An 18,747-nucleotide genomic window follows, 5' to 3' on the forward strand; every position below is an offset into this window, starting at 1 on the left:
AAAATAAAAACTACTTCGAAATGAAAAATATAAAATATATATGGCTGCTTGTTATCTTAATAGGTTTTAATGCTTGTGAAAGCGATGATGATTTTCCTCCTTCAGCCGATCCCTTACCAGCATTAATTTCTGGAACAGCTGATTTCTCAAATTATGTTGCAGTTGGAGCATCTTTCACTGCAGGATTTACTGATGGAGCTTTATTTAGAGCTAGTCAAGAAAACTCATTTCCAAAGTTATTATCAGATCAATTTGTTTTTGCTGGTGGCGGTACTTTTGCTCAGCCATTATTAGATGAAAATACTGGTGGAATTTTAGCTGGTGGAGCACCAACTCCTTTTGGTTACAGATTAGTTTTTGGTGGTGCAGGACCAGTCCCATTAGATGCATTTTTAGCAGGTCAAAATTTACCGGTACCTCCTATTACATCTGAAGCTGGGAATAACATTGGTAGTGATTTTAATAATTTTGGAATTCCGGGAGCAAAAAGCTTTCATTTAGTAACACCTGGTTACGCAGCTTTTAATCCTTATTACACGCGAATAGCATCTGGAGCTACTTCAACAGTTATAGGTGATGCTTTAGCTCAAAACCCAACGTTTTTCACATTAAGTGAAGTCGGTGGAAATGATATTTTACAATATGCTACATCTGGTGGAACTGGTGTTGATCAAACAGGAAATATAGATCCATCAACATATGCTACTAATGATATAACCGACCCTAATGTATTTGCTGGTGCATTTACAAGTATGGTAACTGCATTAACCCAAAATGGAGCTAAAGGTGTAGTTACTAATGTTCCTGATATTACAAGTTTATCTCACTTTACAACTGTACCTTACAATCCATTAGATCCAAATAATCCAGATACTGGCGCAGATCTTGTAGCTCAAATTCCATTATTAAATCAAGTATATGGCGCATTAAACCAAATATTTGCTGTGGCAGATCCATCGCGTATTATTACATTTTCAACTACAGAAACTAATCCAGTGGTAATTAAAGATGAAAATTTAACTGACTTATCTGGTGCAATAGCAGCTACTTTAGGTCCAGATCCTGCTTTTGCAGCATTTATTGGACAGTTTGGACTACCTGCTGCTGCTGCTCCAGCAGTAGCCGCTTATTTAGGAGCTACTTATGGGCAAGCTAGACAAGCTACAGAAAATGATTTATTAGTTTTATCAAGCGGCTCTGTTATTGGAACAGTAAACCAAGATTATGCGGCAACTTTAGCAATGTCGCTACCTCCTGCGCTTGCAGGGCAATTTTCAGTTGAAGGCATAACACTTCCATTAGAAGATAAATGGGTGCTAACACCTCAAGAGCAAACTGCAATTGCAAACGCAACCTCAGCTTATAATGCTACAATTGTATCTGTTACAGACAGTAATCCCAATGTAGCTTTAGCAGATCTAAAATCTGTTTTAGAACAAGCATCAACAACTGGTTATCCTTATGATGATTTTATGATGACTACAGATTTAGTGTTTGGAGGTTTAATAAGTCTTGATGGTGTTCATTTAACATCTAGAGGATATGGCTTAATGGCTAGAGAGTTTTTAGTTACAATTGATGAAGCTTTTGGATCAAATTTCATAGCTTCTGGTAATACTCCACCTGCTAATGATTTACCAACAAATTACTCACCTACTTTACAATAGATTAAGTATAAAAAATAGAATTAAAAACGTCTTCAAATTGAAGGCGTTTTTTTATACTTAAAAAAGCAAAAAAATTGATGTGGAAATTAAATTAAACCACTATATTTGCAGCGCGAAAAAAACAGATTTTTTCGTAAAAATATTAGCAAAAACATTAAACAAATAAGTAATGTCAAAAGTTACAGGTAAAGTTGCACAAATAGTTGGTCCAGTAATCGATGTAGAATTCGGAGCTGGTTCTGAGCTTCCAAGAATTTACGATTCATTAGAAATTAAAAAAGCTGATGGCTCTATTTTAGTATTAGAAGTACAATCTCACATTGGTGAAGATACAGTTCGTACTATTGCTATGGACTCATCAGATGGTTTAAGTAGAGGAACAGAAGTTACAGCAACTGGTGCTCCAATTCAAATGCCAATTGGTGAAGATGTTTATGGTCGTTTATTTAACGTAATTGGTGATGCTATTGATGGTATTGGAGATTTACCAAAAACTGGCGATGCGGGTTTACCAATACACAGACAAGCTCCTAAATTTGAAGATTTATCAACATCTACTGAAGTATTATTTACTGGTATTAAAGTCATCGATTTAATTGAGCCTTATGCAAAAGGTGGTAAAATTGGTTTATTTGGTGGTGCTGGTGTAGGTAAAACAGTATTAATTCAGGAGTTGATTAACAATATCGCGAAAGGACACGGTGGACTTTCAGTATTTGCTGGAGTTGGTGAAAGAACTCGTGAAGGAAATGATTTACTCCGTGAAATGTTAGAATCTGGAATTATCCGTTATGGAGATGATTTTATGCACTCTATGGAAGAAGGCGGATGGGATTTATCTAAAGTTGATAAATCTGCTATGAAAGAGTCTAAAGCAACTTTCGTATTTGGACAAATGAATGAGCCTCCTGGAGCTCGTGCTCGTGTAGCACTTTCAGGATTAACTATAGCTGAATACTTTAGAGATGGTGCTGGTGATGGACAAGGAAAGGATGTTCTTTTCTTCGTAGATAACATATTCCGTTTTACACAAGCTGGTTCTGAGGTGTCTGCATTATTAGGTCGTATGCCATCTGCAGTAGGTTACCAACCTACATTAGCAACAGAAATGGGTGCGATGCAAGAACGTATTACGTCAACTAAAAAAGGATCTATTACTTCTGTACAAGCGGTTTACGTACCTGCAGATGATTTAACCGATCCTGCTCCAGCTACAACTTTTGCTCACTTAGATGCAACAACAGTATTATCTCGTAAAATTGCTGAGTTAGGTATTTATCCTGCTGTGGATCCATTAGATTCTACATCTCGTATCTTAACTGCAGATATTTTAGGTGATGAGCATTATGATTGTGCACAACGTGTAAAAGAGTTATTACAACGTTATAAAGAATTACAAGATATTATTGCTATTCTTGGTATGGAAGAATTATCTGAAGAAGATAAAATGGCTGTAGGTAGAGCAAGACGTGTACAACGTTTCTTATCACAACCTTTCCACGTTGCTGAGCAATTTACAGGAATTCCTGGTGTTTTAGTAGACATTAAAGAAACTATAAAAGGATTTAACATGATTATGGATGGTGAATTAGATCACTTACCAGAAGCGGCGTTTAACCTTAAAGGAACTATTGAAGAAGCTATTGAAGCTGGAGATAAAATGCTTGCTGAAGCATAAAAACTAGTAGGCAGTTTGCAGACACAGTTAGCAGTTTTGCCACTGAGTACTGAATACTGAATACTGAATACTGATAAACTATGTATTTAGAAATTGTATCACCTGAAGCTACTTTATTTAGCGGAGAAGTAACTAGCGTTGCGGTTCCTGGAGTAAATGGCGAATTTGAAATGTTAAACAATCACGCACCTATTGTATCTTTATTAAAAGAAGGACATGTAAAGGTTTTTGGAAACATTCAACTTGACGAAGAGGTTGAAGCAAAGTTTACAAAATCTGATAAAGGTGTTTCTTTGGCAATCAACTCAGGAACAATAGAAATGAAAGATAATAAAGTTATAGTATTAGCAGACTAATACTAACTTTAGAACTCAATAAATAAAAAAGCCAACGCAATGCGTTGGCTTTTTTATTTAATTTTTAGTCTTCTATATATTCTAAAATATCACTTGGCTGACAATCTAATGCTTTACAAATAGCTTCTAATGTAGAAAACCTTATAGCTTTTGCTTTTCCAGATTTTAATATAGAGAGATTAGCTGTTGTTATACCAATAATTGCTGCCAACTCTTTGCTTTTCATCTTGCGATTAGCAAGCATAATATCGAGATTTACAATAATTGACATACTTAAATGGTTAAATCGTTTTCGGTTTGAATATCAATACCTCGTTTTACAATTTGCGCGAAAATAAAAATGATACCTGCAAGAAAAATGAAATCACTTGAGAATAAATCCATCGAAAAACCATGTCTTTTTCCTAAAAACTGAACATGAGCATTATGTATAATAGCCAAAACCCATAAATAGAAAATACTATAACTTACTTGTTGTATTAGCACTTGCACTTTGCTATTAAATGGCTCTTGTAAATCTAGTTGGCTTAATAATTTTATAATTAAAAAAGCAATATAAGCTTCTATAGCATATAACAGTACTTTGTAGCCTACAATAAACGAATATTGTATAAAGCTGTAGTCTCTATAAGCCAACAAATCTAATCCGTCAAATAAGTTTTTAGAAACCTCACTATTACCTATACTTACAAAATAAGATATAAGTATAGCTCCAGCTTTAATCATTAGCCCAATAAAAACCAACCAGGTGATAAAATACATGCCTTTGAGTAATTTTTCTGTTTTATTTTTCATTTTTATTATTGTTTATCGATAACAAATATAATAAAATTATTGATAAACAATAATTTTTATAAATATAATAGCAAAATATATTTAAATGCTTTAGCTTTAAAAAGCTTAAAGCTCTTTGTATCTTTGATTTAATGTTTCCTAAAAAACTTCAACAAAAAATTAGTCAACGTGAACAAGAAAATGCTTTGCGTAAACTCGGTACGCAAGATAGTTTAGTCGATTTTTCTTCAAACGACTACATAGGGTTTTCAACATCTAAAACCCTATTTAATAAAACACACGATTATTTAATTGAACATGATATCGTTAAAAATGGAGCAACCGGTTCTCGGTTACTCTCTGGAAATCATAAGTTATATGATGTAGTAGAAAACACGCTTTATTATTTTCATAACTGTGAAGCCGCTCTAATTTACAACTCGGGTTATGATGCTAATTTAGGGTTCTTTTCATGTATACCTCAACGAGGTGATTTGATTTTATATGACGAATATTGTCATGCTTCAATTAGAGATGGCATTCAGCTTTCTAATGCAAAAGCATATAAGTTTAAACACAATAATTTAGATGATTTAAAAAAACAGATTCTTCGTACTACTTCTAACGGAAAGGAATCGTACACTGAGCATGTCGAAGTGTACATTGTAACCGAATCTGTATTTTCTATGGATGGAGATTCACCAGATTTAGCGACTATATCACAAATAAGCAAACAATATAACGCACATTTAATTGTAGATGAAGCACATGCTGTTGGCGTATGTGGGAAAAATGGTGTTGGATTAATTCAAAAATTAGGATTAGAAAAAGACGTTTTTGCACGACTTATAACTTTTGGTAAAGCACTTGGATGTCATGGCGCTGCAATTTTAGGAAATCAAAAATTAAAAGATTATCTCGTTAATTTCTCTCGTTCGTTCATATACACAACCGCTTTGCCTCCTCATAGTTTAGCAACAATTTTAAATGCCTATAATGAATTATTAATCACATCAGAACTTGAAAAATTGCTGAGCAATATTCAATATTTTAAATCTGAACTTAAAAAGCAAAACTTAGAAAAGCATTTTATTAAAAGTGATTCCGCAATTCAAAGCTGTATTATTCCAGGAAATAAAAATGTGAAAAATTTAGCAAGTCAATTACAAAACAAAGGCTATGATGTAAAAGCAATAGTGTCACCAACTGTTCCTAAAGAAAAAGAACGTTTAAGGTTTTGTTTACATGCTTATAATTCTGAAAAAGAAATCGCAGATATCTTATATCTGTTAAGTACTTTTGTAAATGTATGAATGAAACATTTAAAACCATTGCAAAATTTCAATACTCCTCAGAAGCTCAAATTATAAAAGGTCGCTTAGAGGCAGAAGGGATTCAAGTATTTTTATCAGATAACTTAACTATCGATACAGACCCATTAATAAGTAATGCTATTGGAGGCGTTAAACTTAAGGTTTTATCAAGTCAAGAAACAGAAGCAAAAAACATATTACAAACCATAAAAAAATATTCGGTTGATGATGATGGCAATCAAATGGAATGTCCAAACTGTAACAGCAAAAAAATACAATTGTTTTCAACCATAACAAGTTTAAAATCCTTTTTTGCTTTTCTTATTGGTTTTCTGTTTGGAACACTTCCTTTTCACACAAGATATAAGTATAAATGTGACCAATGTAAAACCGAATTTAACACTAAATGAAAACATATTTTATAACAGGAATTGGAACAGACGTAGGCAAAACTGTAGTTTCAGCAATTTTAACTGAAGCTTTACAGGCAGATTATTGGAAACCTATTCAAGCAGGAGAAGTTAATAACTCAGACTCGCACGTTGTAAAAAGATTAATCTCTAATAACAAATCAAAATTCCATGATAGTGCTTATGTTTTAAATACACCTATGAGTCCTCATGCAGCTGCAGATATTGATGGTGTATCAATAAAAACGAAAGATATTATTGAGCCTAAAACTAAAAATAATTTAGTTATAGAAGGTGCAGGTGGCTTATTGGTTCCTATCAATAATACGCAAACCATATTAGATTTAATAAAACCAAATTATAATGTAATTGTTGTTTCTCGCCATTACTTAGGAAGTATAAATCATACACTTTTAACCATAAAACTTCTTCAAGAAAAAGGGTTTAATGTATCGATACTTTTTAGTGGAAACGAACATGAAACTACAGAGGCTATTATTCAGAAAATGACTAAGGTTCCTATTATAGGAAGAATTAATGAAGAGCCTTACTTTGATAAAAACGTTATTAAAGAATATGCCGAATTGCTTAAAGGTAAATTAACGTCACCCTGAACTTGTTTCAGGGTCACACAAACTATGAAAACAAGTTATGTTTACATATTAACTAACAAATATAGAACTACATTTTATATTGGAGTTACTACCAACTTAGAAAAAAGACTTCAAGAACATCATGAAGAGATAGCTTCAAAATTCACTAAAAAGTATAATACTAAAGATTTAGTTTATTTTGAAACTTTTATAGATATTGAACAAGCAATAGCTAGAGAAAAACAATTGAAAAATTGGCATAAAGAATGGAAGTTGAATTTAATTAAGACCATAAATCCGACATTAAAAACATTAGATTACTAACTAAAATAAGATGCTGAATCAAGTTCAGCATGACGAAAAATGACCTTAAACCAACGCGATAAAAAACACCTTTGGCATCCATTAACGCAACACAAATTGCATCCAAACAACATTGCTATTACTAAAGCAAAAGACTGCGTACTTTATGATGAAAATGGAAACAGTTACATTGATGCCATTTCATCTTGGTACACATGCATGTATGGTCATTGTAATGATTATATAACCAATCGTGTTTCAACCCAAATGCAACAATTACATCATGTGGTTTTTAGCAGTTTAACTCATGAGCCAGCAATAAAACTGTCTGAAGAATTGATATCGATTCTTCCAAACAATCAAGAAAAATTATTCTTTAGTGATAATGGTTCGACCAGTGTTGAAATAGGAATTAAAATGGCTTTGCAATACCATTTTAATCAAGGTGAAAAACGTAATGTATTAATTGCTTTTGAAGATGGTTTTCATGGTGACACTTTTGGAGCCATGAGTGTTTCTGGATTATCTGTTTATAATGGTCCTTTTAAAGACTTTTTCTTAGATGTAAAACGCATTCCAACTCCTAATGGCAAAAATCATAATGCTATTTTAAATACACTTCAAGATATTATTAAAAATAATAATGTTGCTGGTTTTGTTTACGAGCCATTAGTACAAGGTGCAGCAGCTATGAAAATGCATAATGCTGAAGGCTTAAATGCAATATTAAAATTATGCAAAGCTCATAATATTATTACTGTTGCAGACGAGGTAATGACAGGCTTCGGAAAAACTGGAACTTATTTTGCTTCAGATCAAATAGAAACTAAGCCAGATGTAATATGTTTGAGTAAAGCTTTAACTGCTGGTATTATGCCAATGGCAATTACATCATGTTCTCAAAAAATTTATGATGCATTTTATAGTGATGACCTTAGTAAAGGTCTATTTCATGGTCATACCTATTCTGCTAATCCGTTAGCATGCACTGCAGCTTTAGCAGGAATTGAATTGCTTAAATCAGAAACCATAAAAAATAGCATTAACACTATTATCAACTCGCATAAAAAGTTTAATAAACATATAAAAAGCCATCCAAAGGTAAAATCTACACGACAGCTAGGAATTATTTATGCGCTAGACTTAAATATTGAAATGGAACGCTATGGAAATTTACGTGACAAGCTATTCAAATTCTTTTTAGATAATGGTGTGTTTTTACGTCCGCTAGGAAGTACAATTTATATACAAGCACCTTATATCATAACGCAAACCGAATTACAAAAAATATATCAGGTTATTGAAGACGCTTTAGAAACTCTCTAAAGTTTTATCTAATGCATTACTTTTTATTGCAATTGAATTATAAAGTAATATGATATAAAACACATAACTCTTACTTTTGCTGAAAACAAAATTCTTTGAAGCAACCTATATCTATAACAACTATTGCATCAATTTCTCCATTAGGGAATTCATCTGAGAGCATTTGGAACAACTACAAAAACAATTCGCATTGTATTGTAGAGAAAAACGGTGTTTTAATCTCAGAATTATCTAAAAACCTAAAAACTGAAATTGAAAACTTAAAAGCTTCCGAATCAAAATATAAGTCTTTAGATAACTCTGTTTTATTTGCAATCTATACTTCTAGAAAAGCTATAGAAAAAGCAAATTGGAACGCTTCAGATAATTTCGGAATTAACATTGGATCATCACGAGGAGCCACTCAGTTATTTGAAACATATCACGAAGATTTCTTAAAAAACAATAAAGCCAAAACACTAAGTTCTCCAACAACAACTCTAGGCAATATATCGTCTTGGGTTGCTCACGATTTAAAAACTAAAGGCCCAGAAATTAGCCATTCTATAACATGCTCAACAGCATTGCATGCAATGCTAAATGGTATTGCTTGGATAAACTCTGGTATGTGTAAAAAGTTTTTAGTTGGCGGAAGCGAAGCGCCTCTTACTCCTTTTACTATTGCTCAAATGCAAGCACTAAAAATTTATGCAAATAACAAATGTCATTCTGAGCCTGTCGAAGAATCTTTCCCATGTCGAGCCTTAGACACTTCTAAAAAAGAAAACACAATGGTTCTTGGAGAAGCTGCTGCTTCATTATGTTTAGAGCAAGGTGAAACTCCTAATGCATTAGCATCAATAATTGGTATTGGTTATGCAACTGAGTTGTTAGAACATAACGCATCATTATCAGCAAATGCAATATGTTTTCAAGATTCTATGCGTATGGCTTTAGGTAATACAAATCCAGATGATGTAGATATTATAATTACACATACACCTGGAACCATAAAAGGCGATATTGCAGAATATAATGCTATTAAAAAAATATTTTGTAACAAAGCTCCTTCATTAACGAATAACAAATGGAAACTAGGGCATAGTTTAGGAGCTTCAGGATTGTTAAGTGTAGAAATGGCTGTTTTAATGCTTCAACATCAAGAGTTTATTTCAGTTCCCTTTTTTGAGGAAAAGCGTCCAAAAAAAATTACTAAAATTTTAGTAAACGCTGTTGGTTTTGGAGGCAACGCCGTAAGCATTCTTTTAAGTTTACCTAACACAAAAAACTAATTCTACTATTGTTGAAAACAAGTTGAAAATTGAAAGAACTAATTTCAAATTTCTAATATTATTGATTTATTTTTGAATTATGAGCGAGACAAGACATAATTGGACAAAAGAAGAAATTCTAGACATATATAATAAACCTTTAATGGAGCTGCTTTATGAATCTGCAACAATTCATAGGCAACATCATGACCCAAATACAGTACAAGTAAGCACCTTACTTTCTATAAAAACTGGCGGCTGCCCAGAAGATTGTGGTTACTGCCCACAAGCTGCACGTTATCATACAGATATTGAAGGTAATGATCTTATGAGTGTACAACAAGTTAAAGCACAAGCATTACGTGCAAAAGCATCTGGAAGTTCGCGTGTTTGTATGGGAGCTGCTTGGCGAAATGTAAAAGATGGTCAAGAGTTTGATGATGTTTTAGAAATGGTTAGAACAATCAACAAATTAGATATGGAAGTTTGTTGTACTCTTGGTATGATTACCGAAAATCAAGCACAGCGTTTAGCTGAAGCTGGTTTATATGCTTACAACCACAATCTAGATTCATCTGAAGAATACTATAAAGAAGTCATCTCTACTAGAGGTTTTGAAGACAGATTAGAAACAATAGATAATGTTAGAAAAACTAATGTTACTGTTTGTTCTGGAGGTATTATTGGTATGGGAGAAAAAGTTGAAGATAGAGCAGGAATGTTAGTTGCTTTATCTACATTAAATCCGCAACCAGAATCGGTTCCAATTAATGCATTAGTTGCTGTAGAAGGTACGCCTCTTGAAGACCAAAAACCTGTTTCTATTTGGGATATGGTACGTATGGTAGCAACTACAAGAATTATTATGCCAGAAACCCAAGTACGTTTAAGTGCTGGGCGAACAGAGATGAGTCGTGAAGGTCAAGCTATGTGTTTCTTTGCTGGAGCAAATTCAATTTTTGCAGGAGACAAATTGCTTACAACACCAAATCCAGATGTTAATGAAGATATGGAAATGTTTAAACAGTTAGGTTTAAATCCACAAAAACCATTCATAAAAAAAATGCAACCAGAAACTGTTGAAGCTCAAGATTCACAATATCAAGCTCTAGGTGAAAAACCTAAATGGACAAGACCTGAGCATACCATAGACCGTAATGAAGACGCAAAACAAAAAGCAAAGGTTTTAAAATAAATGATCTCTAACTAATTAGAAATAAATAATAAAATAGATTTTAGTAACGTTTTGTTAACTTTGACGCACTAAATTTTTGTTGTTGAAACTAAACCTTCAAAATATTCCTCGTGTAAAAACGATTACCAAAGAGGATTTTATAAAACACTACTTTAAACCACAAAAACCTGTGGTTATAGAACGTTTTATAGAAGATTGGCCAGCGTTTTCAAAGTGGAATTTAGACTACATGAAATCTATTGCTGGAGATAAAATTGTTCCGCTATACGACGACAGACCTGTAGATTATAAAGATGGTTTTAATGAACCTCATGCCAAAATGAAAATGAGTGATTATGTTAATTTGCTAAAAAGCAAACCGACAAAATTCAGGATTTTTCTTTGGAACATATTAAAAGAAGTACCTCAACTTCAAAATGATTTTAGCTATCCTGATTTTGGCTTAAAACTCATGAAAGGTTTGCCAATGCTCTTTTTTGGCGGAAAAGAATCACATACATTTATGCATTATGATATTGATTTAGCTAATATCTTTCATTTTCATTTTGAAGGCAAAAAACAATGCATTCTGTTTGATCAAAAACAAAACAAGTATTTATATAAAATTCCGCATTCTCTAATCGTAAGAGAAGATATCGATTTTTCTAACCCAGATTTTAACACTTGGCCAGCTTTACAATATGCTAAAGGTTGGACATGTGAATTAAATCATGGCGAAGTACTTTATATGCCTGAAGGTTACTGGCATTATATGAAATATCTAACTCCTGGCTTTTCTATGAGCCTAAGAGCAATAGCTAGAAACCCTAAAAATTTTGGCAAAGCTGTCTATAATCTTTTAATCATGCGAAATTTTGATAACGTAATGCGAAAAATTAAAGGTCAAAAATGGATCGACTGGAAAAACAGACAAGCCATTTTAAAAACAAATAAGAGTATTAATTAAAAACTACTGGTTTTTAAAAAGTTATAATATATTTGCCGTCTTAAATTTTAAAAACTCAAATCATGAAAAATTTAATTATAATAATTGCTTTACTTTCGGTTTCTATTGTAAATGCTCAAGTTTTTAAAGGTAAAGGAGATACTAAATTTCAAGTTGGTGCAAACTTTCAAAACAATGCAACAGGGCTTAACGTAAGTTACGATTTTGGTGTTGGAGAAAATATCTCTTTAGGTTTATCATCGACATATGCATTAGGAGTAAAAAGTGCTTTAGATAGTGATTTTGGTGACCGTTTTGATATTAAAGCACGCTTTAATGCTAACTTAGGAAATGTTGTAAATATTGATAAAAATTTTGACATCTACCCAGGTTTAAATTTAGGGCTAAAAAATTTTGGTGCACACCTTGGGATGCGCTACTTCTTTACAGATGGATTTGGTGTTTACACTGAATTAAATGCTCCATTAGCAAAATACAATTCGGACAGATTAACTCCTGCTGAAAAATTACACAATCAATTTACTATAAGTTTTGGAGCTACATTTAATCTATAATTTACTTAAATAGTAATACAATAAAAAAGCGTTTTAATTAAAATTAAAACGCTTTTATTTTATAAGCTCACTTACCTTATCATAAACTAGATGAGTTTCCCAACCTCGATACAACAAGTAATTGGCTAGTTTCTTCTTTTTCTTTTGGGTATTGCTTTCAGTTATAGAAAGTGATTTTTTTTCAGCTAACTCGTTAAGTGTATCTATGTAATCGACCTCAGGTATTTCTTTTAAGGCACTAGTAATAATTGTTTTACTAATTTCTCTAAGTTTTAGTTCTTGAGTTATGCGATATTTGCCCCATTTTTTTATTCTAAACTTTCCTTTTACAAAAGCTTTAGCAAAACGCTCTTCATTTAAAAAATTATGTTCTAATAAATGAACAATAATAATATCACAAGCTTCAGGAATCATACGCATCGTTTTTAACTTCTGTTTAACCTCTTTATGGCAGCGTTCTTGGTAAGCGCAATAATGCTCTAACTTTAATTTTGCCTGTTCAACGGTAAAAGTTTTTTCTGAATTCAAAAATGTGTATATTTTCAATTATTTGTTAATAAACTCAAAACCGCAAGTCGCTGACTTTTAAGTATTTTGCCTATATTTGCGCGTTTGCGTTTAAAAACAAAATTAAGATTTTCCCTATGATAAAGAAATACTCCCTCGTATTAATAGCTTTTCTATGTTTTTTTGTGTCTGGTTTCTCTCAGCCTTGGACTGAAAATTTCAACACTCAAAGCAATAATTCTTATGCTGGAACAAGTATTGTTATTAATGGTAGAACATGGACCAAACAAGCTGCAGGCAACTTTTCATATGCAAACACAAATATGTTTTCTCCTGCATTCACTATCAATGATGATAATGCTGGTGCTCACATAACAACACCTGTTTTAAATACTTGTGGAACAATTTCATTTGATTACGCTTATATAAATGGGAATGCCACCAATGTTTTTCAATTACAAACATCTACAGATGGTACAAATTTTACAACTGTTGCCACAAGAGTTTTGGGAGCTGCGGCAAATTTATCTTATGTAAATTATTCATATAACGTAAATAGCTCAAATGCTACAACTTATGTTAGAATTTTAAGCGATAATCAAAATGCACATTTATTTATTGATAACTTATCAGTTACTGTATTTGCTGCATCAACACCAACAATAACAGCTACACCAACAAATATTACAGGTTTAGGTTATAGTTTTGGTTCTCCCACATCTGCTTCTCAAAGTTTTGATGTTACAGGAAATTTATTAGTTAATGGTACTACAGTAACTTCAAACTCTACAAATTTTGAAGTATCTCTTGATGATACAAGTTTTACAAATTCTGTAAATATACCAGCAGGAACATTAAACGGAACCACAACTATTTACACACGTTTAGCAACTGGATTAGCAACAAACACGTATAACAGTACACTTACTATAACTAATACAACAACAGGAATAGGAACTATCCCAACAATTAATGTTGAAGGTATTGTAACTCCACCACCACCTGCAAATGATGATTGTATAAATGCTACTAACCTAACAATTGGTGCAGCTCCAATTGTAGGTGATTTATCGACAGCTTCACCTACTGCAAGTCTTGCCCAACAACAAACAAAAAATGATGTTTGGTATTCGTTTACACCTTCATGTACAGCTGAGCTTGATATAACCACTACATTCACTACTGGCCCTGATATTGATTTATATGTATACAGCTCTAATTGCCCAGCGTCTGGTAATGCATTATTTTCGTCAACCACTGGAAATAATACAGCTGAAACTTTAACTCAAACTTTTACAGCTGGAACCACGTATTACATAAGAGTTCTTGATTTTGATACTAATGCAACAACTTTTAATATAAGTGTAAATGCAGATGGCCCTAATAATGCTACCGCCTTAGAAGCCTGTATAGCAGATACAAGTATAGAACTATCATGGAATGCTTCAACAGGAACACCACCATCAGGATATATCGTTTTTGCACAACTAGGTGCTACAGTACCAAGTTCTGCAACACCTGGAAATGCATCTAGCTATACTGCCAATTCAGATTATTCTTCGGCCACAACATATGGAACATTAGGTAGAGCTGTTTATAAAGGCAATGCTACAACAGCAACAATTACTGGTTTAACCAATACATCTGATTACTCTTTTACTGTTGTTGCCTACACTTGTGAAACAGGTACTGGTTGGGCTACGGCAATAAACAATACTGGATCTTGGAGTAATACATATACAATCGACGTTCCTGAGGCCACAATTACAAGTGCTTCTGTAGCTCCAACATCATCAGTTATTTCTTGGACAAACCCATTGCCAACATCCTGTTACGAGGTTTTAATTGTAGCTAATCAAGGAAGTAATACATCCTTTATTCCTACAGGAAATGGAGCTGGTTATACTGCTAATGCAACTTATTCTGGATCAGATTCTATTATTTTTAAAGGTAATGGAATAACAACAACAGTGACTGGTTTAACTACTGGACTTTCATATTGCTATACTATATTTATACGTAATATTAGTACTAATGAATGGAGTACTGGTGTTTCAACTTGTCAAACAACTGGAGTTTCATATTGTAACTCAAATGGAAATACGGCTTTTTCTACTGGAATTGAAAGTGTTTCTTTTAGCTCTATGAACAATCTTAACACATCTACAAATACTGACTATGTAGATTACACAGGTAATCCAGCTCTTTATATTCCCTTAACACTTGGAGAAAGCAATAATTTAAATGTTAGTATAACTGTTGATGGAAACAATACAGTGTTTACAAAAGCTTGGATTGATTGGAATAATAATGGAAGCTTTAACGACTCAGGCGAAGAGTATGACTTAGGTACTTTCTCTACGGCAAATTCAACTGGAGCTACATCTGCATCTCCGCTAAGCATTAACACTCCTGCAGGAGCTACACTAGGAAACACCAGAATGCGAGTATCTACAAAATGGGGGAGCTACTCTGCTTCCTGTGAGACAGGCTTTAGTGGTGAAGTTGAAGATTATACAGTTGTTATTACACGTCCTGTTGGCCCAGAAATTCATGTAAAAGGAAACAATAATACCATCATTTCTGGCTCAAATACAACAACCGGAATAAATAATACAGCGTTTGGCAATAGCAATGTTGGTGTAGCAGATACTCCAAACACATTTATAATTGAAAGTATTGGAACTGCAGATTTAGATTTAACTGGTGCTCCTTTTGTAGAAATAAGTGGTGCAAATGCATCAGATTTTGTTGTCACTACTCAACCATCAAATGACCCAATTACCTCAGGAAGTAGCGAAAGTTTTATTATCACATTCACGCCATCCGAAGCTGGACCTAGAACAGCAACTGTTACTATTAGGAACAATGACATGACTGATAGTGAAGATGTTTTTACATTTGTTATTAACGGAACAGGTAATGGCCCAGAAATAAATGTAACAGGAAATAGTTTATCTATTCCTAGCGGTAGCGGAATTCCTGATTTAAGCGTCAATAATTTCACCATTTTAGGAAGTTCAAATATAAGTACAGCGCAATTAGTAACTAAAACGTTTACAATACAAAATATTGGAAATCAAACTTTAAGTGTCTCAAACATTGTGCTTTCAGGTCCTGATGCAACAGATTTTACAATAACATCTCCAACCAACTTATCAATACCAGGAGGTTCTGACGCATCTCTACAAATTGAATTTTTACCAACTACAATTGGAAATAAAGATGCTATTGTTACAATAACACATAATGACACAACAGGAAGTGAAAGCCCAGATTATACATTTAGTATTAGAGGAATAGGTATTGATTATGTTATCTGTGATTCTAACGTCGTTCAGACCATAGCAATGCAAGATTTTGAAGATGCACCTGCTACTCCTACTTGGAACTACACAAATACACAAACACATGCATCTACAGTTTCTGTAACAGGAGGAACCGGATATGGAGCTGCTGGAGATATTGGAGGTTCTAACCTATTTTTAGATGGCAAAAGTTTTCAGCTAAACAATACAGTTAATACCACTTGGGCATATGCTTCCTTAAATTTTGATAGTGTTGACACTCAAGGTTATCAAGATATTGAGTTAAGTATTCGAGTTGGCGCTTTTTCAACATCAAGCGGCACAAGTGGTCTAGATAGCGATGATGTTATTGTTGCTATTAGCGAAGACAATGGATCTACTTGGTCTGACGAAGTACGAGTTGCTGGAAACAATAACTCAAGATGGTCATTTTCTTCAGGAACTGGTATAGCATCTGTTGTATATGATAATGACAACACCTATACTGATTTCACACCTTCTACATCAGGGTTTCAAACAACAGAAGGTTACAGTACAATTAAAGTAACTGGTCTACCAAGTGTTAGTAATCTTATGGTAAGAATTACATTAAAAAATAATCGTTTTGATGAAGTTTGGTCTATAGACGATGTGCTTTTAACAGGAAAAACACCTTCTGTAAAAACATGGGATGGTAGTGATTGGAGAGACACAAACAATACTATTACAACGCCGCCTACTTCATCTCAAAAAGCAATATTTGCAGGAAGTTATAACACAGCAACCAATGGTGGAAGCGTTGAAACTTGCGAATGCGAAATTAATGCAAGTGCGATTTTAACTATAGCAGATAATCAATACGTAGAAGTACAAAACGATGTAACAGTTGATGGTCAAATTATAGTTAATCCTAAAGGTTCTTTTGTACAAGTTAATGATGATGCTTTAGTAAATGGCTTAGTGTTATCTGATAAAACAAAGATTGCTGTAGAAAAAGAAACAGCACCAATGAGTAATTGGTATGAATACACCTATTGGAGCTCACCTGTTGTTGGAGAAAAAATTGAAGACGGATTAGCAGATGCTACTTTAAATAGACGATTTTGGTTTAACGCTGAAAGGTACTTAGATGATGCAGGAGAATCTAACAACAATAATAATTTAGATTATAACATTACTGATGATGTAGATGATGATAACAACGATTGGACGTATGCTCCTGATGGAACAGATATGATTTCAGGTCGCGGTTATGCCTCTACACACAATCAAGCTCTTTTTAATAATCCCATGCTTGGATCACCTCCACACCAATTTAAATACACTTTTCGAGGTGCATTTAACAATGGTGTAATTCCAGTTGCGGCATATAGAAATGATACTCCAACAGCACCTGATAATAATTGGAATTTTATTGGCAATCCTTATCCTTCAGCCATAAGTGTTAAAGCATTTTTTGAAGAAAATTTATATCACAATGTAACTAACCCAAATGGTACTATAACTGGATCTATTTATTTATGGTCTCATAACTCACCTTACTCCAACACTAATAATGGCAATGAGGCTTTAAATTTTTCTGTTTCAGATTATGCCGTTATAAATGTAACTGGTCAAACTACTGCTGGTGATAACACACCTTTTGTAATTGGTCCTGGACCAGATTTTGATCGTTATATCCCTTCTTGTCAAGGATTTTTCGTAGCTCTATCTGATGATGCGACAACTATTGATGCTCCATCAAATGCAGATCCAAATGTTAGAACAGCAGATATCATCTTTAACAACTCTATGCGTGTTAAAGACTCTAATAGTAATAGTGTGTTTTATAGAAATTCAAATATAAATTTAGAAAACAAACTATGGGTTGATTTAACATCAGATAATGGTGTGTTCAGTCAAACTCTTATAGGCTACGTTAACGGTGCAACTAATTCGTTTGATGGCATGGCATATGATGCTCCTCGAGTTGCATCAGCTGGAGCAAATTCAGTCTTATATTCTATAATTCCAAATAATATCAAAAAGTTTGCTATTCAAGGCAAACACCCAAATAGCTTAACACTAGATGAAGTAATTCCTTTAGGCTTTAATACATCAATAGATATAGCTACATTATATACACTTTCTATTGCGCAATTAGAAGGTAACTTCCTAAATAATAACACCATTTATGTAAAGGATAATCTAATAAATGTAGTTCATAATTTATCTACATCAGATTATACATTTACCTCAGAAACTGGAGAGTTTAATAATCGTTTTGAAATTGTTTTTAGAGATACAACTTTATCTGTAAACGAAGATGAATTAAATACTGATCAATTAACAATTATTGAACTTAACGATGATAACGTAAAGTTTGCTATTTCAAATAATAACTTCAGTATCAAGTCTGTTGAAATTATTAATGTATTAGGGCAAGCAATATATAAATTTGAGGGATCGAGTAATTCTGAAATCTTTAACCTTTCTAGTCTAAGCCAATCAGTATATGTTGCAAAAATTGAATTATCTAATGGTCAAATAATAACTAAAAGAGCTATTAAAAGGTAATAACAAAGTCTATAAATAAAAAGCTTCAACTC

General features: G+C 33.1%; 16 protein-coding genes. 13 read left to right on the forward strand and 3 right to left on the reverse strand.

Annotated elements, in window-relative coordinates; all coding sequences use genetic code 11:
* Positions 1-20 precede the first annotated feature (20 nt).
* The 3 genes from BXY80_RS03380 (at position 21) to BXY80_RS03390 (ending at position 3,701) form a co-directional block, all read left to right on the forward strand.
* Positions 21-1,667, forward strand: coding sequence for an SGNH/GDSL hydrolase family protein (locus BXY80_RS03380; RefSeq protein WP_120199798.1), 1,647 nt, complete (start codon positions 21-23; stop codon positions 1,665-1,667).
* Between the two features lie 169 nt (positions 1,668-1,836).
* Complete coding sequence (gene atpD, locus BXY80_RS03385; protein WP_120199799.1) at positions 1,837-3,345, forward strand: F0F1 ATP synthase subunit beta; 1,509 nt, start codon at positions 1,837-1,839, stop codon at positions 3,343-3,345.
* Positions 3,346-3,425: 80 nt separating this feature from the next.
* On the forward strand, positions 3,426-3,701 hold the full coding sequence (locus BXY80_RS03390; protein WP_120199800.1) for a F0F1 ATP synthase subunit epsilon: 276 nt from the start codon (positions 3,426-3,428) through the stop codon (positions 3,699-3,701).
* Between the two features lie 64 nt (positions 3,702-3,765).
* Here BXY80_RS03390 and BXY80_RS03395 read toward each other — a convergent pair whose 3' ends face one another.
* On the reverse strand, positions 3,766-3,972 hold the full coding sequence (locus BXY80_RS03395) for a helix-turn-helix domain-containing protein (RefSeq protein ID WP_120199801.1): 207 nt from the start codon (positions 3,970-3,972) through the stop codon (positions 3,766-3,768).
* 2 nt (positions 3,973-3,974) lie between these two features.
* Positions 3,975-4,496, reverse strand: coding sequence for a DUF2975 domain-containing protein (locus tag BXY80_RS03400; RefSeq protein ID WP_120199802.1), 522 nt, complete (start codon positions 4,494-4,496; stop codon positions 3,975-3,977).
* A 131-nt stretch (positions 4,497-4,627) separates the two neighbouring features.
* Here BXY80_RS03400 and BXY80_RS03405 point away from each other — a divergent pair, with 131 nt between their 5' ends.
* The 9 genes from BXY80_RS03405 (at position 4,628) to BXY80_RS03445 (ending at position 12,365) form a co-directional block, all read left to right on the forward strand.
* Positions 4,628-5,788, forward strand: a complete 1,161-nt coding sequence (locus tag BXY80_RS03405; protein ID WP_120199803.1) for an aminotransferase class I/II-fold pyridoxal phosphate-dependent enzyme — start codon at positions 4,628-4,630, stop codon at positions 5,786-5,788.
* On the forward strand, positions 5,785-6,198 hold the full coding sequence (locus BXY80_RS03410; protein ID WP_120199804.1) for a putative signal transducing protein: 414 nt from the start codon (positions 5,785-5,787) through the stop codon (positions 6,196-6,198). Before BXY80_RS03405 ends, BXY80_RS03410 begins: the two co-directional genes overlap by 4 nt.
* A complete protein-coding gene (gene bioD / locus BXY80_RS03415; RefSeq protein ID WP_120199805.1) occupies positions 6,195-6,812 on the forward strand; it encodes a dethiobiotin synthase in 618 nt (205 codons plus the stop codon). Before BXY80_RS03410 ends, bioD begins: the two co-directional genes overlap by 4 nt.
* Positions 6,813-6,836: 24 nt before the next feature.
* Entirely contained in the window at positions 6,837-7,115 is a 279-nt protein-coding gene (locus tag BXY80_RS03420) for a GIY-YIG nuclease family protein (protein WP_120199806.1), read from the forward strand.
* 39 nt (positions 7,116-7,154) lie between these two features.
* Entirely contained in the window at positions 7,155-8,420 is a 1,266-nt protein-coding gene (gene bioA / locus BXY80_RS03425) for an adenosylmethionine--8-amino-7-oxononanoate transaminase (RefSeq protein ID WP_120199807.1), read from the forward strand.
* A gap of 95 nt (positions 8,421-8,515) precedes the next feature.
* On the forward strand, positions 8,516-9,691 hold the full coding sequence (locus BXY80_RS03430; RefSeq protein WP_120199808.1) for a beta-ketoacyl synthase N-terminal-like domain-containing protein: 1,176 nt from the start codon (positions 8,516-8,518) through the stop codon (positions 9,689-9,691).
* Positions 9,692-9,770: 79 nt separating this feature from the next.
* Entirely contained in the window at positions 9,771-10,865 is a 1,095-nt protein-coding gene (gene bioB, locus BXY80_RS03435) for a biotin synthase BioB (RefSeq protein ID WP_120199809.1), read from the forward strand.
* A gap of 82 nt (positions 10,866-10,947) precedes the next feature.
* On the forward strand, positions 10,948-11,811 hold the full coding sequence (locus tag BXY80_RS03440; protein ID WP_120199810.1) for a cupin-like domain-containing protein: 864 nt from the start codon (positions 10,948-10,950) through the stop codon (positions 11,809-11,811).
* 62 nt (positions 11,812-11,873) lie between these two features.
* On the forward strand, positions 11,874-12,365 hold the full coding sequence (locus tag BXY80_RS03445; RefSeq protein WP_120199811.1) for a DUF6646 family protein: 492 nt from the start codon (positions 11,874-11,876) through the stop codon (positions 12,363-12,365).
* A 54-nt stretch (positions 12,366-12,419) separates the two neighbouring features.
* Here BXY80_RS03445 and BXY80_RS03450 read toward each other — a convergent pair whose 3' ends face one another.
* Positions 12,420-12,893, reverse strand: coding sequence for a regulatory protein RecX (locus tag BXY80_RS03450; RefSeq protein WP_120199812.1), 474 nt, complete (start codon positions 12,891-12,893; stop codon positions 12,420-12,422).
* A 116-nt stretch (positions 12,894-13,009) separates the two neighbouring features.
* Here BXY80_RS03450 and BXY80_RS03455 point away from each other — a divergent pair, with 116 nt between their 5' ends.
* A complete protein-coding gene (locus BXY80_RS03455; RefSeq protein WP_120199813.1) occupies positions 13,010-18,715 on the forward strand; it encodes a choice-of-anchor D domain-containing protein in 5,706 nt (1,901 codons plus the stop codon).
* Positions 18,716-18,747: the final 32 nt, after the last annotated feature.

Source organism: Ichthyenterobacterium magnum, assembly GCF_003610635.1.
Lineage (GTDB): Bacteria > Bacteroidota > Bacteroidia > Flavobacteriales > Flavobacteriaceae > Ichthyenterobacterium > Ichthyenterobacterium magnum.

Coding starts and splice junctions, on each gene's coding strand:
- BXY80_RS03380 (WP_120199798.1), top strand. CDS start 21: ATGAAAAATATAAAATATATATGGCTGCTTGTTATCTTAATAGGTTTT.
- atpD (WP_120199799.1), top strand. CDS start 1,837: ATGTCAAAAGTTACAGGTAAAGTTGCACAAATAGTTGGTCCAGTAATC.
- BXY80_RS03390 (WP_120199800.1), top strand. CDS start 3,426: ATGTATTTAGAAATTGTATCACCTGAAGCTACTTTATTTAGCGGAGAA.
- BXY80_RS03395 (WP_120199801.1), bottom strand. CDS start 3,972: ATGTCAATTATTGTAAATCTCGATATTATGCTTGCTAATCGCAAGATG.
- BXY80_RS03400 (WP_120199802.1), bottom strand. CDS start 4,496: ATGAAAAATAAAACAGAAAAATTACTCAAAGGCATGTATTTTATCACC.
- BXY80_RS03405 (WP_120199803.1), top strand. CDS start 4,628: ATGTTTCCTAAAAAACTTCAACAAAAAATTAGTCAACGTGAACAAGAA.
- BXY80_RS03410 (WP_120199804.1), top strand. CDS start 5,785: ATGAATGAAACATTTAAAACCATTGCAAAATTTCAATACTCCTCAGAA.
- bioD (WP_120199805.1), top strand. CDS start 6,195: ATGAAAACATATTTTATAACAGGAATTGGAACAGACGTAGGCAAAACT.
- BXY80_RS03420 (WP_120199806.1), top strand. CDS start 6,837: ATGAAAACAAGTTATGTTTACATATTAACTAACAAATATAGAACTACA.
- bioA (WP_120199807.1), top strand. CDS start 7,155: ATGACCTTAAACCAACGCGATAAAAAACACCTTTGGCATCCATTAACG.
- bioB (WP_120199809.1), top strand. CDS start 9,771: ATGAGCGAGACAAGACATAATTGGACAAAAGAAGAAATTCTAGACATA.
- BXY80_RS03445 (WP_120199811.1), top strand. CDS start 11,874: ATGAAAAATTTAATTATAATAATTGCTTTACTTTCGGTTTCTATTGTA.
- BXY80_RS03455 (WP_120199813.1), top strand. CDS start 13,010: ATGATAAAGAAATACTCCCTCGTATTAATAGCTTTTCTATGTTTTTTT.